The following is a 14,586-nucleotide window of genomic DNA, read 5'->3' as shown; positions in this document are numbered from 1 at the left end:
ACCCAATCTGTCATCCCCGCCTTCGCAGGGATAACGGCCAATGCAGGTTTCGGCTTCAGCGCTGTCTCAACCCTTGAGTCCGCGGTGCTGGAAGCCGCCCTTCAGCACGGGGCGCTTGGAGGAAAGGGTGCGGGAATTGACCCCGGCCCAGCCGATCTCGCCGGAAAGGCGGCCGTATTCGATCTTCGGGCAGCGGTCCATGACCACCTTGATGCCCGCGTCTTCAGCACGCTTGGCAGCTTCCTCATGCTGGACCGTCAGCTGCATCCAGATGACCTTTGGCAGGCCACCACGTTTGTCCTTTGAGGCGATGATGTCGTCGACGATCTCGGCGGCGGCTTCCGAATTGCGGAAGATGTCGACCATGTCCGGCACGCCCGGCAGATCATCGAGGGAGGCATAGACCGTCTTGCCGAGGATCTCCTTGCCGGCCTGTCCGGGATTGACCGGCCAGACCTCATAGCCCTTCGACAATAGATACTTCAGCACGAAATAGGACGGGCGAACCGTATTGGCGCTGGCGCCTACCATGGCAACGGTCTTCACCTCGTCCAGAATGGCCTTGATATAGGTGTCGGAATAGCTGTCGTGGTTCATGGTGTCTTTCGTCGTGCTCAAGGGGGCTCGCATCGAGCCAGTCAGGCGGGGCCTTGCGGCGAGGGGCAAAGAAAACCTCATGCTGCCAGCCGCGGCAAGCTGTTCTTTCGTTCGCGAGAGGGGATTTGTGCCGCCGTTCACGCAGGCGTGAGCAGTGCGGCCAAGAAGCTGCTGGAGCCTTGGCGGCATTTCGCTAGTCTGAAAGACATGTGGAACACCGGATGCCTTCAGCGGATCGCTGGCGCTCTGGCTGCCCCGCGGGTGGTCGCCCTTGCCGTCGTGCCGGTCCTGCTCCTTCTGCTGTCTGTGTCCGCAAGGGCGCAGCAGGCGGATGGTCTGCGTGTCGACGTCGCTCTCGTTCTGGCGGTCGACGTGTCCAGGTCCATGTCCCCGGAGGAACTGGAGATCCAGCGGCAGGGCTATGCGGCTGCCATCGCAAGTCCGCAGGTGGTGCAGGCGATCAGTTATGGCGCCTATGGCCGGATCGCGATCACTTTCTTTGAATGGGCGGGCATGGCCCATGTGCGCGAGCTCATCGGTTGGACCGTGATCGAGACGGAGGCCGATGCGCAGGCGGTGGCCGCGCGGCTTTTGGAAAATCGCGGTGCGAGCGCCAGCCGCACGTCCATTTCAGGCGCAATCCTTCACGGAACGGAATTGCTCAAGTCCGTCCCCTATGCGTCCGACCGGCTCGTGATCGACATTTCGGGCGATGGGCCCAACAATGACGGCATGATGGTGACCCTGGCCAGGGATGCGGCAGTGGAGAACGGCATCGCGATCAACGGACTGCCCCTGATGACGACCGGCGGCTTCTACTCTGGCTTCAGCATTGACGATCTGGACGTCTACTATCGCAATTGCGTGGTCGGCGGTCCGGCGAGTTTCGTCATTCCGGTGAATGACTGGAAGCAGTTTCCGGAAGCGGTCCGGCGCAAACTTGTGCTGGAGATTGGCGGGCTGACGCCAGAGAAGGTGCCGGACGTGGTGCCTGTTCACGTGCCTGTGCTGCCGGGTCCGCTCGTTGCCCCGATGATCAAGGCGCAGTTCTCTGCACGCGCCAATGCTTATGATTGTCTGATCGGCGAGAAGATCTGGGAACAGCGCCGGCAGAGGTTCTATCTGGATCCGTGAGAGTATTGACTGAAGAGCGGCTTTGCGGAGAGGAGAAAGCTAGCTGGGTTACGAACAGACCTTCTTCCGCGCCTTCCCGGACGCAGCGAAGCGGAGATCCGGGATCTCCGAAGGACGTTGTGCCTTAGAATAACGGTCCCGGCTCAAGGCCGGGACGGCCCGAAAAGGTTGGAGGCGTTCCTTCAACAACCTCGCAACTTCCAAGGCGCTCCCTTATTTCAGCTGTCCGTCCATTCGGGTTTGCGCTTCTGCAAGAAGGCGTTGATGCCTTCTTCGGCGTCTCTTGCCATCATGTTGTCGACCATGGTCTGGGCGGCAAAATCATAGGCTTCCGACAGCGGCATTTCGAGCTGGCGGTAGAAGGCTTCCTTGCCGATCTTGACCGTGTGGGCTGACTTGGAGGCGATGACCTCGGCGTATTTCTGCACCACCTGGTCGAGGTAGTCGCGCGGAACGATGCGGTTGATCAGGCCGAAGTCCTTGGCGGTCGACGCATCGATGCTTTCGCCGGTCAGGAGCATTTCCATCGCCTGCTTGGGCGAGGCATTGCGGGTCAGGGCAACCATTGGCGTGGAACAGAAAAGCCCGATATTGACCCCCGGCGTGCAGAAGGTTGCCGTATCGACGGCCATGGCCAGGTCGCAGGAGGCGACAAGCTGGCAGCCTGCCGCTGTTGCAACACCGGTGACGACAGCGATCACGGGCTTGGGCAGACGCACGATCTGCTGCATCAGGTCAGAGCACTGGCGCATGATCGCTTCATAGGTGGCGCGGCCACCATCAGCCTCGCCCCGGGCCGCGGTCAGTTCCTTCAGGTCGTGGCCGGCGCAGAACACCTTGCCTTCGGCCCCCAGCAGCACGACCCGGATGGCCGGGTCATTTCCCGCCTTGGTCAGCTCTGCCGAAAGCGCGCTCATCATCTCGCGCGACAGGGCATTCATACGCTCCGGGCGCTGCATGACAATGCGGTAGACACCATTGTGGAGCAGGGTTCCCAGCATCGGCTTTTCGCCCGTTTCAACGGCGGCGGCATCGGACATGGCGGCGGTTCCTCTTGTCGGTTTTGGGCCGGTCTTTGGCGGCACTTTACCCAAGAGGGCAAAGCATGGCGACTGGGACGATAGGAGAAAGCCGGGGAGAAGGCTGTGGGCGGGGAACCGGCCACGATTGGAGCGTGCCGAGCGGTCCCGGCGCGAGGCCGGGACGGCTCGTGAAGCAAAGCCCTCGTTTCAGGCGACCAGCTTGTCGAGCTTGGCGGCGCAGATGAAGTCGTTCTTCGTCAGGCCTCCAAGCTCATGGGACGTGAAGGTGATGCGGCAATAGCCCCAGCCGAAGGCGACATCCGGATGATGTCCGTCCCGGTCGGCATTGTAGGCTGCCAGATTGGCCAGATAGACCGCCTTGGCAAAGCCTTTCACCTTGAAGGCGCGCTGGATGGATTTGGCTTCTGCGTCCATGGTCCAGTCCGGATGAAGCTCGCTCATCAGGGACCGGGCTTCCCCGGCGGGCAGGGTGCCGCCAATTCCCTGGCAGGGTTCGCAGGCAGCTTGGGCAAGATCTGATGCGCTCATGTCAGGCACTCTTTTCCAGCGGGTAAAGGGGGGCGAACAGTCCAAGGGACTGCGCCTTGCGGATGTCGGCCGTCAGGTCCCGCTCGGCGGCCCTGAACAGATCGTCGATGTCTTCCAGAACGTAGTAAAGCGGCTGGTGAATGTCGATCCGGTAAGGGGTGCGCAGGATGTCGATGACATCGAAGGGGCGGCGGACGACCTCAGGGGCCGCGACACTGTGGGGCAGTTCGGTCGGCGATGACGCAAGGCCGGAGCCCAGCGACTTGTAGACCCCATTCACCTTTGTCAGGCCGAATTCGATGGTGAACCAGTAGAGCCGGATCAGCCAGGAATAGTCCTTGGCTTCCAGTTTTTGCCCGGCTTTGCCGATCGCTTCGGAAAAGGCCGCAAAGCGCGGGTCGGTCAGCATCGGCGTGTGGCCGAAGATCTCGTGAAAGATGTCCGGTTCCTTGATGTAGTCGAAGTCCTTGCGGCTGCGGATGAAGGACGCTGCGGGGAACGTGCGGTCAGCCAGCATGGAATAAAACCGGCCGAAGCCGATCAGGGCCGGGACCGGCTCAACCTTCCAGCCGGTGTGGGTTCGAAGCACGTCCGAGACTTCCGAACACTGCGGCACCCGGTCTGCAGGCAGGGCCAGCTTGTCGAAACCCGTCAGATAGTCGGGGGCGGCCATCTTGCGGACATTGGGCTCCTGGCGGGCATAGAGGTCCCGCCACACACCGTTCTCCTCTTCGGTGTAGGCGATCCGTCCGTCCGGGCCGGGAATCTTCGCGGTATATGCGCTTGTCTTTGCCATGGTGAGTTCCTCCTCACTGACAAAGATAGGCTTGATCCTGCGGTTTTATCGTTCTCATTTTGCTCCACATGATGCATTCTTGAAAAGAAAACGCCACTAAGCGGAAGTTCGGGGAGGAATTTGCCGGTGGATCTGGACAGTCAGGACAAGAAACTGCTCGCGCTCTTGCAGAAGGACGGACGGGCCAGTGCGAAGGATCTTGCCGAACAGGCCGGCATGTCCGTCTCGCCCTGCTGGCGCAGGATCAAGCGGCTGGAGGAAGCCGGGGTGATCGAGAAATATGCCGCGATCCTCAATCCGCGCGAATTGGGCTTCCATGCCATGGCTTATGTGCATGTGTCGCTGATGAACCATGGCCCGGAAACGATCGCGGCCTTCGATCACATGGTGCAGACCGAGGACCGGGTGATCGAATGTTCTTCGATTACGGGGGACGCGGATTACGTGATGAAGGTGGTTGTGCGGGATCCGGAGGATCTGGAGGCCTTCATGATGAAGAAGCTGCTTGGGCCGGGACTGGTGCGGGCCTCGCGAACCAACTTCGTGCTTCGAACCGCCAAATCCGGCCCGTCGATGCCCCTGGGATGACCTGTGGGCGGAAGGCGCAATGCTGCCTTGCCTTTCCCTCAAATTGACGTTTAGGTTAAGTCGCAAGGAAAACTGGCTGAAATGCCTGTGCCTTGCATCAATCGGGGAGGGAGGTCCTGATGACGCCGGTCATGTCCGTGGAAGAACTGTCGCGGTTTCTGGATGAGGAATTTCCGCAAATTCATGCGGGCGGAAAGGCCTATTTCGTCGAGAGTATTTCACCCGGCGAGGCGGTGTTGCGTCTGAAGGCGACGGAGGCGCATCTGCGGCCGGGAGGCACGATCTCCGGCCCCTCCATGATGGCTCTGGCGGATCTTGCTGCCTATGTGGTGATCCTGGCCCATATCGGGCCCGTGGCTTTGGCGGTGACCACGAACCTCAACATCAATTTCCTGCGCAAGCCAGCTCCAGGCGATCTGTTGTGCACCTGCCGTCTGCTGAAGCTCGGCAAGCGTCTTGCCGTGGTGGAATGCGGCATCGCCGGGGAGGGGGATGAGGACTACGCTGCCCATGCCACGGCGACCTATTCCGTACCGCCGCGGTAAGCTGCCGTCTCTATTTCGCAACTTCCATGTCCGGCGCGTATTCAACCGTCTGGTTCCGGCCGCGCCGCTTGGCCTCATAGAGCGCTGTATCGGCGGCATGCAGGGCGAGGCGCTCTGTGTCGGAACGGGTCGTGACATAGGCACCGACGCTGACACTGATGGTGTGATCAATGTCATCCTTTTCAAGCCGGGCAGCAATGGCTGCGGCAAGCCGTTGGTGCACCTTGCGCAGTTCGGCGATCGTTGTGTTCGGGCACAGGACGATGAACTCGTCTCCACCATAGCGGCCCACGAGGTCACTGCTGCCACGCAGGGATTTCATCAGGGCGCTGGCGATGTGCTGCAGCACCTGGTCCCCATAGGCGTGACCGAAGCGGTCGTTGAGCTGCTTGAAATGGTCGATGTCGACAAACAGGATCCCGAGGCCGGATGGGTCATCGTGGCTGGAAAAATAGGTTTCCATGAACTCTGAAAGCGAGTTGCGGTTCAAGGTTCCAGTCAACTGGTCAAACCTTGTCAGCTCCAGCAGCTTGCGGTCTGCCAGAAGAACCTGCCGGGTGCGGAGCCCGAAGGCGGCGACGGGCAAGAGCACGACGATCAGGGTGCCGATGCTGGTGATGGTGCCGACGAACTGGAATGCGCCTTCCAGCGTTTCCAGAAAATGCCCCATGTCGAGATAGAGTTCGATGACGCCGATGACTTCGCCATCGGCGGCAACAACGGGCAGATAGGTTTCAGAGATAGCGTGGTAGCGCTCGATGCTGGACTGATAGGCGTGCTCATGAAAGATGGTCGTAACCGGCTTTCCGGTGGCAACTGCCTTGGCAAAGGAATGTTTGTGCGACTCGTTTTCCTGCGCAGCCAGGGCTTCGCCCATATCGAAAGTGGACGACCGGCTGGTAAAGGTGCGCTTGCCGTCGGCATTGAAGAACTCGAAATGCAGTATGTCGCCCAGAACAAGCGGGTCATGGAGCCTCTGCAGGTGCTCTTCCGAGCCAAATCCGCTTCGGATCAATTCTCCAGCGCTAGGCAGTGCCCTGAACAACCGCTCTTTCCAGATTTGAGCCCTGGATTCGGCGTTCTCTTCTATGGAGGCGAGGATCTGTCTTTGCAGCAAGGCATCGGTGACGAGGGAAAAGGCTGCGACAGTTATAATGACGAAGGCAATGACTGAGGCGGCGATCAGATAGTGTTTCGCCAACGTTGTTTCGGCCTTGCTTTTCCGTGCTGCCGATCCTGAAAGTTGAACCCTGTCGTATCTCACCGGCGGCTCTGAGTAATGTGTCCAAGGAAACTCTCTAACCAGTTAGACCATATATCTTTTCTAGGGGTTAAGCGAGAAAGTTGTTTCATTGTAACAATTTACGAGGTTTGCTTGTTTTTATTGCCTCTGCGGAAGATTCTGTCGCTGTTCTGGTGGGCGCAAGGGGTTGGGGCGGCCAGTGGCAATGCCAAGTTTTGTGCGGTAATATAATACCGTTTTTTTAAGTAATTGAAAAACATAGTTATTTTAGATCAAGCTTCGACAAAACCAGCTTGACCGGCAAATTTGGCTGGCGTATAAGCTGCTCCGACGAATTAAGGTCCGTCTCGAGATCTCTCACTGGGAGGTTTTCGGCGGGCTTTTTGTTTCAAACCAAGTCATGGATCAAACTCATGAAGACCTTCTCTGCCAAGCCGGCTGAGGTCGAGAAAAAGTGGATCTTGATCGACGCTGAAGGCATGGTCGTAGGCCGTCTGGCTGCCTACATCGCCAACCATCTGCGCGGCAAGCATCTGCCGACCTACACCCCCCACGTTGACTGCGGCGACAACATCATCGTTGTGAACGCCGACAAGGTGGTTCTGACCGGCCGCAAGTACGAAAACAAGAAGTACTACTGGCACACCGGCCATCCGGGTGGCATCAAGGAGCGCACCGCACGTGCAATCCTCGAAGGCCGTTTCCCGGAGCGCGTCCTCCAGAAGGCCGTGCAGCGCATGATGCCGGGCGGTCCGCTGTCCAACGCACAGCTCAAGAACCTGCGTGTCTACGCTGGTGCCGAGCATCCGCATGAAGCTCAGTCGCCGGTTCTGGTTGACGTCAAGAGCCTCAACGACAAGAACGACGGCAAGAGGGCATAACGATGGCTGAGCTGCAATCCCTGGAAGATCTGGGCGGCGCTATCGAGTCCGCTGCTCCGGAAGCTCCGGTCCATGTCCAGAAGCTGGACGCTCATGGCCGTGCATACGCAACCGGCAAGCGTAAGGACGCTGTCGCCCGCGTGTGGGTCAAGCCGGGCACCGGCAAGATCACGATCAACAGCAAGGACTTCACCGCGTATTTTGCGCGTCCGGTTCTGCAGATGATCCTGCGTCAGCCGATCATGCTGACCGACCGCGATGGCCAGTACGACATCGTTGCTACCGTTGCTGGTGGCGGCCTGTCCGGTCAGGCCGGTGCCGTTCGTCACGGCATCTCCAAGGCTCTGACCCACTACGAGCCGGAACTGCGCGCCATCCTGAAGAAGGAAGGCTTCCTGACCCGCGACAGCCGTGTCGTCGAACGTAAGAAGTTCGGCCGCGCAAAGGCCCGCCGGTCCTTCCAGTTCTCCAAGCGCTGATTTCTCAGCCGCTTGCGGACTTCAAGAAACCCGCCGGAGCGATCCGGCGGGTTTTTTTGTCTGCCTGTCACGAAAATGAGCCGTTCAGTGACAAGTTAAGGTTATTTGAAAGTATTTGGTGCTTTTCAGCGACATACATTGGCAGTAGCCCTAAAACAGCCTCAGGACCGCTTCATCGGTTTCTGGTCCCGCTCATTCCCGTCTTGAGGATAATATTTGTGCTTCTGGTCTTTCTGAAAAATTGGCTCCTTCCTCCTTCCGTCTACCTTCTCGTTCGCCGCGTCTTGAACAAAAGATCTGTCGCTGCCGGAGGAATGGATGGGCTGCTGGCAAAGTGGCTGGACAAGGACAATGGCTTTTTTGTCGAACTTGGAGCCAATGACGGATACTTCCAGTCGAATACCTGGACACTGGAACGCAAGCGGAACTGGCGGGGCGTCTTGATCGAGCCGAGCTTGAACAACTTCCTGACCTGCATCGACAATCGGAGTGCTCGAAACCATTTCGAATGCTGCGCCTGTGTGCCTTTCGGGTTTGATAAGCCCATGCTCGAACTGACCTATTCGAACTTGATGACGGTCGCCGAAACGAGTGTTCTGGATCAGGAGGGGCATGCGAAGGCCGGACTGCAGAACAAGCTATCGATTGGCTATGCTGCGGAAAAGAACGCGGAGCTGATCCGCTTTGGAGCGGTCGCCCGGACCTTGACGGAGGTTCTGGAGAGAGCGTCTGCCCCGCAGGAAATCGATTTCCTGAGCCTAGATGTCGAGGGTGGAGAACTGAGCGTTCTCAAGGGGCTGGATTTCGAGAAGTACCGCTTCAACTTCATGCTGATCGAGTGCTGGAAGCTGGCCGAAATCCAGTCCTATCTGGCAGGGTTCGGCTATGAAGTGGTCGATAAGCTTTCCAAGCACGACTACCTGTTTGCACCTGCCGGGAGACATCCCGCTATGAACGTCTGAACGCCAGCCGGTCCCAGTGCCAGCTTGAGTAGTCACGCTTGTGTTTCACGGCATCTTGGCTAGGGTCGTGGGGCTTCGAGGAAGTGTCGAAGCGGTTTTTCTCTAAGGAGTTCGAAATGTCCCCCATCCGTCCGCGTCCGACTGACAATGCGGTGTTTGGCAAGAGCCTGACTGGTGGTTCTCACGAGCCGACTTATGGTGGTGTGCTGTCCTTCATGCGCCGTCGCTACACCCGCGATCTGACGGGCGTAGATGCGGCTGTCTGGGGCATTCCATTTGATGCTTCCGTTTCCAATCGTCCGGGTGCCCGCTTCGGTCCGCAGGGCGTGCGCCGTGCTTCGGCCATTTTCGACGGTGATCCGCAATATCCGTTCGAGGCGGATCCGTTTGAAGGCCTGTCCGTGGTCGACTATGGGGATTGCTCTTTCGACTATGGCCGCAATGCAGACATTCCGGGATGTATCGAGGCCCAGGCGCGGGAAATCCTGGATCAGGATGTGCATCTCTTTTCCATCGGCGGGGATCACTTCGTCACCTATCCGCTGCTGAAGGCGCATGTGGCCAAGCATGGCCCGCTGGCGCTGGTTCAGTTCGATGCCCATCAGGACACATGGCCCGACATGGGGGATCGGATAGACCACGGCACGTTTACGGGTCGGGCTGTGCGGGAAGGCCTGATTGACCCGGAAAAGTCGATCCAGATCGGCATTCGCACCCATGCGCCGGAAACCTGTGGCCTTGAGATCCTCTATGGAGAGGAAGTTGAACTGCTCGGTGTCAATGGTGTGGTCGAGATGATCAAGGACCGGGTCGGCTCATCCAAGGCCTATATGACCTTTGACATCGACTGCCTGGATCCTGCCTTTGCGCCGGGAACGGGGACGCCTGTGGCTGGAGGCCTCTCCAGCCGGGAGGCCCTGATGATCCTGCGCCGCCTTGGCAACCTGGACTTCGTCGGAGGCGACGTGGTGGAAGTCTCTCCTGCCTATGACCACGCGGACATCACCTCCATCGCGGCAGCAACGATTGCGCAACATTATCTCGGTCTTCTGGCTGAGAAGAAACGCGGCTAAATCGAACATCTCAAAACGAAAGGCCCTGCAGACAGGAATGGGCTGCAGGACTGAGATTGAGGATCGGGCGCGGCAAGTCCAAAGACTCAAGATTATGGGAAAAGACGGTTGTCATCCCTGCGAAGGCAGGGATCCAGTAACCAATTGAGATGGCTTCATTTTCTTTGAAAGTTGAACTGCGGGATACTGGATCCCGGTCTTGGTGCTCGGGCACCAAACCGGGATGACGTCGACGGGGCAACATTTTCGTCGCCGGTTTGAACCCTGCCGCCCAGAATTGGCCAGTAGGGCTTTTTCTTGCTCTGACAGATCAGATGCTGGACGTGGTCAGGCCGACTTCTGCAGGGATTTGCCTGCCTTGCCCGCCGCATTGTCATTCTGCGGCTCGGCCGTCCAGAACCGGTAAAGCGGGTGAGCGTCGCGCATCTTGTCGTAAAGCCGTGCCATGCGATTGAGAAAAACGAGCTTGGCCGCATAGGTGACGATCATACCCGAGATGCCGAGAAGCGGATTGATCTCATAGGCGCCATAGATCGCAGCGGCAAAGCCGAGGCCGGTCACCAGCGACAGGCTGAGGGCGACACGGGCTTCGTCTTGCGGAATGGCGACTGCTGCCCGGTTGATCCAGATCCGCTCACCATAGGTGGCGCGCGCGGCCCAGCTGTCGCGCTTGCGCGGGGCGGGGAAAAGGCGAGGATTGATCCAGAGCCAGACAAAGACCAGCAAGGTCAGTCCGGCTGAGGCCGCTCCGCCGATCCAGGCGTGACTTGCAATGGCTGCCAGCAAAAAGGGCAGGGTGGCCATCCGGCTGTAGACGCTCCAGGGGGAAGCATGCCTCTGCCAGACGCTTGGCGTCATGCCAAGCGGGCGGATCTGCCCGGCCTGCATCGGGGCCAGCGCCTGGATGGGACGTGAGAGCCTTTGCGGCTGCTGCATAATCGTGCCTCTGGCGGATTTCTATCCGTTGTTCTCCGGGACCTGTCCCGTGCCGTTGGGTTTTCCTGCTGATTTACCTTTGCGGCAAACTGGGCACAGGAATATTTCCCCGTTTATACAGGGAAATACACTCCGGTTCCAGATGCTGAGGCGGCTTGTCTCAGGCGGCGGTGAGTTCGCTCCGCCAGGGAGGATTGGCGCCTGCACGTGAGACGGTGACAGCGGCAACTTCGGCACCGAAGGAGAGGGCGGTGGCAATGGCTTCTGCGCTGGCCCCGGTCAGTGCCGCGCGGGTGAGGAGGTCATGCTCATGCAGGCTTGCGAGAACGCCGGCATTGAACGTGTCCCCCGCGCCGACCGTATCGACAACCACAACGCTCTTGCCTGCAATTGAAACTTCCGTGCCATCGCCCAGGAGGCCAAGAGCGCCATCCTTGCCTTTGGTGACGAGAATGATCCCCGCACCCTTGGCCTGAAGACGAGCGGCCTTTTCTGTCAGAGAGCCTTCGCCCGGCTCGAGCCAGTTCAGGTCTTCGTCCGAGACCTTGAGGATGTCGGCCCGGGCAATCATGCCATCCAGTCTTTCCCGGTAGCGCGTCTCGTTCTGGATGAAGCCTGGGCGGATGTTGGGATCGATCATGACGACCCTGTCGCCGGCCCGTTCTGCAAGGGTTGCGTAGGCGTCCGCACAGGGTTCGACGGCCAGACTGATGCCGCCCAGATAAAGGGCTTCGATCGAAGCCGGAAGATCTAGAAGGTCTTGAGGGGATAGCATCCGTCCGGCGGAATTCTCGTCATAAAACGTGTAGGTCGCGTGGCCATTGGTCAGCTCAACAAAAGCCATCGTGGTCGGGCGGCTCGAGGTGATGGACAGCGATACGTCAACGTGGCTCGCAGCCAGGCCGCTTGCAAGCTTTTGCCCGAAGAGGTCGGTCGAAAGGCCCGTCAGCATACCTGAGGGAGCGCCGAGCCTACCAAGAGCAATGGCCGTGTTGAAGACCGCGCCGCCGGCAAGTGGCAGATAGGCCATCTCTCCGCTGCCCGTTTGCGTCGGGATCATATCAATCAGGGCCTCGCCGCAGCACAGGATCATCGCATGTCTCTTTCGATCAAAATCGGCAGGTGGAACTGCCGAGGATATTTTTTCTCACCCTAGGCAGTTATTCATCTCGTGAGCAAGTGCCCACCCGTTCTCAGGCTGTTGAAATTTCCCTTGCTGCTTTACCGCCGAAATAGATTGAAGGGGTCTATATTTTTTCAATAACGTTGAAACTGCCACGTCATTTTCAAGTTTAATTAAAAGTGTTCTTAGGTTCCTTCAGGGAATTTTCAGCAATTCGGACTTAGTCTTCGTCCATGTTCGTACCGCCGGTCAATTTGGGGAGCTGGCGGGCGCGTCTCCTTCTAGGAGGACGCTGGCCTTGGTTTCCTGCCTTTGAGGAGTGGGGACATAGCAAAGAACGAGACCATGCAGGCTCAATCGCTTCCGCAGGCAGAGATGCTCGCGGAAAAGACGAAATGGCTGCGCCTGGTGGTCGATCAGGTCAGCGACTATCTTTTTGTCAAGGATCGCGAGTGCCGGTTCGTGTTTGCGAACCATGCCGTCGCAGAGGATCTGGGCATTGAAAATGCCTCTGACCTGTTAGGCCGGACCGATGCCGAAATTCACTCCCAGCAGCTTGCCCGCAAATATGAAACCGATGAACTTGAGGTTATGCGCACCGGTGTGCCCAAGATCGACTTCGAGGAATTCGTGATCTGTCAGGATGGCCGCCGCAAATGGGTGTCGTCCTCCAAATTTCCCCTGCGCGGCGAAGATGGTGTGATCTACGGCCTCTTCGGCATTTCCAGAGACATTACCGCCCGCAAGCGTACGGAGCTGCTGATGAGCGGTCAGGCGCGGATCCTGGAGATGATCGCGACCGGCCGCCCCTTGCCGCAAGTTCTTGATGCGCTTTTGACCATGATCGAGGAGCAGCTTGACGGGGTTCTCGGCTCCATCCTGCTGCTGGATGAAGCAAGCGGACGCCTGTTGCATGGCGCAGCGCCAAGCCTGCCAAAGGCCTATTGCGATCAGATCCACGGGGTGGAAATTGGTCCGGCGGTCGGTTCGTGCGGAACCGCTGCCTTCACTGGCAAACCGGTCATTGTCGACGACATCACGACCGATCCGCTCTGGGAGCCTTACAAGGCTCTGGCGGCACCATTCGGGCTGACCTCCTGCTGGTCGACACCGGTCATTTCTCATGACCGGAAGGTGCTTGGCACTTTCGCAATGTATCGACGGAGTGGCCGGATCAAAGATGTCGCTGAAAGCCAGCTGATTGCCGACACGGTGCGTCTTGCCGCTATTGCCATTGAGCGGACCCGGGCAGAGGAGCGCATCCGCTTCCTGGCGGGCAATGACATGCTGACCGGCTTGCCCAACCGGCGAGAGCTCGGCCGCAAGCTGGAGGCTCTGCTCTCTGAAGCCAAGCTCAGCACCTCGAAGCTTGCCGTGGTGTTCTGTGATGTCGACCGGTTCAAGTCGGTCAACGACAATTTTGGACATGCCATCGGCGATATGGTGCTGCAGATCGTATCCGAGCGGATCCGGGAAGTGCTGCCGGACGATCAGCTCATGATCCGCTTCGGCGGTGATGAATTCGTTCTGGTCATCACTGGTGATCTGGCGGAATTAGAGCCGCTTCAATCGCTTCTGGCCAGGATCCGGTGTGTGGTTGCAGAACCCATGCAATTTGCCGGACAGACTTTCCGGGTAACCTGCAGCATGGGAACAGCGGTTTTCCCGCGGGACGGGGAGACGGCGGAACTGCTTTTGCAGCATGCCGACACGGCCATGTACCAGTCCAAGAAGTCGGGCCGTGACACATTCCAGTTCTATGACCGCATGATGAGTGAAGGCAGCCTGATGGATCTGACCTTGCTCGAGGAAATGCGGGTGGGGCTGGAGCACAATCAGTTCTTCCTCGAGTATCAGCCGCAGTTCGAGCTGACGAGTGGCAAGCTGACGGGGCTGGAAGCGCTGGTGCGCTGGAACCATCCGCGGCTCGGAAGAGTGCCCCCGGGGCGGTTCATCGCGCTGGCGGAAGAAAGCGGTCTGATCGGGTCTCTCGGCAATTGGGTTCTCGAGGAAGTCTGCCGTCAGGGGCGTCAATGGCGTGACAATGGCCATGCCCCGGTCCTGCTGGCGATCAACGTGTCCCAGCGCCAGTTCAGTGATGCGAATCTGGTCGAGAGAGTGCGCAAGACCTTGTCTGCGAACGGGATCGAGCCCGGCTATCTGGAGCTGGAAATCACGGAAAGCCTGCTGGCTGAAAATCCCGAGATGGCAGTCGCGAGGCTGTCGGACATGCGCGCCATGGGCGTGAAACTGGCCATTGATGATTTCGGCACCGGCTACTCCAGTCTCAGTGCGCTCAGAAGGCTGCCACTGACGAGGCTGAAAATTGACCGGACATTCATTCAGAACGTCGCTTCCGATTCGGGAGATCAGGGCATTGTCCGGGCCATCGTTTCGCTCGGCCGGGAGTTGGGCCTCACTGTGATTGCCGAGGGAGTCGAGACGGCTGCGCAAAAAGAGTTCCTGCTGCACAGCGGCTGCGAATGCGGGCAGGGCTATCTGCTAGGCATGCCGATGGGCGCTGAGGAAATCGAGCGGCTGCTTTCTGGCGGTTTGCGCTCTCAGATCCATGAAATTGCTTCCTGATCTGACTTTTAAGGTTGGAAAGCTGAGCGCATTTCCTCTCAGCAGCGCCCATGAATTGCGTCGCGCTCTCTC

The 14,586-nt window shown here is 58.9% G+C and carries 15 protein-coding genes; 8 read left to right on the top strand and 7 right to left on the bottom strand.

Annotation, left to right across the window (positions count from 1 at the left end; genetic code table 11):
- Positions 1-66: 66 nt before the first annotated feature.
- Complete coding sequence (locus BUA94_RS07150; protein ID WP_073011206.1) at positions 67-597, bottom strand: CoA-binding protein; 531 nt, start codon at positions 595-597, stop codon at positions 67-69.
- A gap of 147 nt (positions 598-744) precedes the next feature.
- Between BUA94_RS07150 and BUA94_RS07145 the strand changes: the two genes are divergently transcribed.
- On the top strand, positions 745-1,731 hold the full coding sequence (locus tag BUA94_RS07145; protein ID WP_235860492.1) for a DUF1194 domain-containing protein: 987 nt from the start codon (positions 745-747) through the stop codon (positions 1,729-1,731).
- A 218-nt stretch (positions 1,732-1,949) separates the two neighbouring features.
- Here the strand turns inward: BUA94_RS07145 and BUA94_RS07140 are convergent, their stop codons facing one another.
- From BUA94_RS07140 to phhA, 3 genes are all read right to left on the bottom strand, one after another.
- Positions 1,950-2,771, bottom strand: coding sequence for an enoyl-CoA hydratase (locus BUA94_RS07140; protein ID WP_073011203.1), 822 nt, complete (start codon positions 2,769-2,771; stop codon positions 1,950-1,952).
- A 189-nt stretch (positions 2,772-2,960) separates the two neighbouring features.
- Positions 2,961-3,302 carry a 4a-hydroxytetrahydrobiopterin dehydratase gene (locus BUA94_RS07135; RefSeq protein ID WP_073011200.1) on the bottom strand — a complete coding sequence of 114 codons (342 nt, stop codon included), beginning with the start codon at positions 3,300-3,302 and terminating at the stop codon, positions 2,961-2,963.
- A 1-nt stretch (position 3,303) separates the two neighbouring features.
- A complete protein-coding gene (phhA, locus tag BUA94_RS07130; RefSeq protein ID WP_073011197.1) occupies positions 3,304-4,098 on the bottom strand; it encodes a phenylalanine 4-monooxygenase in 795 nt (264 codons plus the stop codon).
- 126 nt (positions 4,099-4,224) lie between these two features.
- Between phhA and BUA94_RS07125 the strand changes: the two genes are divergently transcribed.
- Together BUA94_RS07125 and BUA94_RS07120 are read left to right on the top strand one after the other, a co-directional pair.
- Positions 4,225-4,686: an Lrp/AsnC family transcriptional regulator gene (locus BUA94_RS07125; RefSeq protein WP_073011194.1), complete on the top strand. Its 462-nt coding sequence runs from the start codon at positions 4,225-4,227 to the stop codon at positions 4,684-4,686.
- 119 nt (positions 4,687-4,805) lie between these two features.
- On the top strand, positions 4,806-5,231 hold the full coding sequence (locus BUA94_RS07120; protein WP_073011191.1) for a PaaI family thioesterase: 426 nt from the start codon (positions 4,806-4,808) through the stop codon (positions 5,229-5,231).
- A gap of 10 nt (positions 5,232-5,241) precedes the next feature.
- Here the strand turns inward: BUA94_RS07120 and BUA94_RS07115 are convergent, their stop codons facing one another.
- Positions 5,242-6,432 carry a GGDEF domain-containing protein gene (locus BUA94_RS07115; protein ID WP_073011189.1) on the bottom strand — a complete coding sequence of 397 codons (1,191 nt, stop codon included), beginning with the start codon at positions 6,430-6,432 and terminating at the stop codon, positions 5,242-5,244.
- Between the two features lie 455 nt (positions 6,433-6,887).
- Here BUA94_RS07115 and rplM point away from each other — a divergent pair, with 455 nt between their 5' ends.
- From rplM to speB, 4 genes are all read left to right on the top strand, one after another.
- Entirely contained in the window at positions 6,888-7,355 is a 468-nt protein-coding gene (gene rplM / locus BUA94_RS07110) for a 50S ribosomal protein L13 (RefSeq protein WP_073011188.1), read from the top strand.
- A 2-nt stretch (positions 7,356-7,357) separates the two neighbouring features.
- Positions 7,358-7,834 carry a 30S ribosomal protein S9 gene (gene rpsI, locus BUA94_RS07105; protein ID WP_073011186.1) on the top strand — a complete coding sequence of 159 codons (477 nt, stop codon included), beginning with the start codon at positions 7,358-7,360 and terminating at the stop codon, positions 7,832-7,834.
- Between the two features lie 314 nt (positions 7,835-8,148).
- Complete coding sequence (locus BUA94_RS07100; RefSeq protein ID WP_073013707.1) at positions 8,149-8,796, top strand: FkbM family methyltransferase; 648 nt, start codon at positions 8,149-8,151, stop codon at positions 8,794-8,796.
- Positions 8,797-8,912: 116 nt separating this feature from the next.
- Entirely contained in the window at positions 8,913-9,869 is a 957-nt protein-coding gene (gene speB / locus BUA94_RS07095) for an agmatinase (RefSeq protein ID WP_073011184.1), read from the top strand.
- A 327-nt stretch (positions 9,870-10,196) separates the two neighbouring features.
- Here the strand turns inward: speB and BUA94_RS07090 are convergent, their stop codons facing one another.
- Together BUA94_RS07090 and BUA94_RS07085 are read right to left on the bottom strand one after the other, a co-directional pair.
- The gene (locus BUA94_RS07090; protein ID WP_208980021.1) at positions 10,197-10,805 is read right to left on the bottom strand and encodes a DUF6653 family protein; all 609 of its coding nucleotides are present in this window, start codon (positions 10,803-10,805) and stop codon (positions 10,197-10,199) included.
- A gap of 160 nt (positions 10,806-10,965) precedes the next feature.
- A complete protein-coding gene (locus BUA94_RS07085; RefSeq protein WP_073011182.1) occupies positions 10,966-11,898 on the bottom strand; it encodes a carbohydrate kinase family protein in 933 nt (310 codons plus the stop codon).
- 375 nt (positions 11,899-12,273) lie between these two features.
- Between BUA94_RS07085 and BUA94_RS07080 the strand changes: the two genes are divergently transcribed.
- A complete protein-coding gene (locus BUA94_RS07080; protein WP_084081841.1) occupies positions 12,274-14,514 on the top strand; it encodes a sensor domain-containing protein in 2,241 nt (746 codons plus the stop codon).
- The last annotated feature ends 72 nt before the right edge of the window (positions 14,515-14,586 follow it).

The organism is Roseibium suaedae (assembly GCF_900142725.1).
GTDB classification, from domain to species: domain Bacteria; phylum Pseudomonadota; class Alphaproteobacteria; order Rhizobiales; family Stappiaceae; genus Roseibium; species Roseibium suaedae.
This window is presented reverse-complemented; position numbering and strand designations above follow the sequence as displayed.

What these genes read in the sequence shown, in the direction of transcription:
- BUA94_RS07120 (WP_073011191.1), top strand. Translation starts at nt 4,806, where the DNA reads ATGACGCCGGTCATGTCCGTGGAAGAACTGTCGCGGTTTCTGGATGAG.
- BUA94_RS07150 (WP_073011206.1), bottom strand. Translation starts at nt 597, where the DNA reads ATGAACCACGACAGCTATTCCGACACCTATATCAAGGCCATTCTGGAC.
- BUA94_RS07135 (WP_073011200.1), bottom strand. Translation starts at nt 3,302, where the DNA reads ATGAGCGCATCAGATCTTGCCCAAGCTGCCTGCGAACCCTGCCAGGGA.
- speB (WP_073011184.1), top strand. Translation starts at nt 8,913, where the DNA reads ATGTCCCCCATCCGTCCGCGTCCGACTGACAATGCGGTGTTTGGCAAG.
- BUA94_RS07090 (WP_208980021.1), bottom strand. Translation starts at nt 10,805, where the DNA reads ATGCAGCAGCCGCAAAGGCTCTCACGTCCCATCCAGGCGCTGGCCCCG.
- rpsI (WP_073011186.1), top strand. Translation starts at nt 7,358, where the DNA reads ATGGCTGAGCTGCAATCCCTGGAAGATCTGGGCGGCGCTATCGAGTCC.
- rplM (WP_073011188.1), top strand. Translation starts at nt 6,888, where the DNA reads ATGAAGACCTTCTCTGCCAAGCCGGCTGAGGTCGAGAAAAAGTGGATC.
- BUA94_RS07085 (WP_073011182.1), bottom strand. Translation starts at nt 11,898, where the DNA reads ATGATCCTGTGCTGCGGCGAGGCCCTGATTGATATGATCCCGACGCAA.
- phhA (WP_073011197.1), bottom strand. Translation starts at nt 4,098, where the DNA reads ATGGCAAAGACAAGCGCATATACCGCGAAGATTCCCGGCCCGGACGGA.
- BUA94_RS07080 (WP_084081841.1), top strand. Translation starts at nt 12,274, where the DNA reads ATGCAGGCTCAATCGCTTCCGCAGGCAGAGATGCTCGCGGAAAAGACG.
- BUA94_RS07100 (WP_073013707.1), top strand. Translation starts at nt 8,149, where the DNA reads ATGGATGGGCTGCTGGCAAAGTGGCTGGACAAGGACAATGGCTTTTTT.
- BUA94_RS07140 (WP_073011203.1), bottom strand. Translation starts at nt 2,771, where the DNA reads ATGTCCGATGCCGCCGCCGTTGAAACGGGCGAAAAGCCGATGCTGGGA.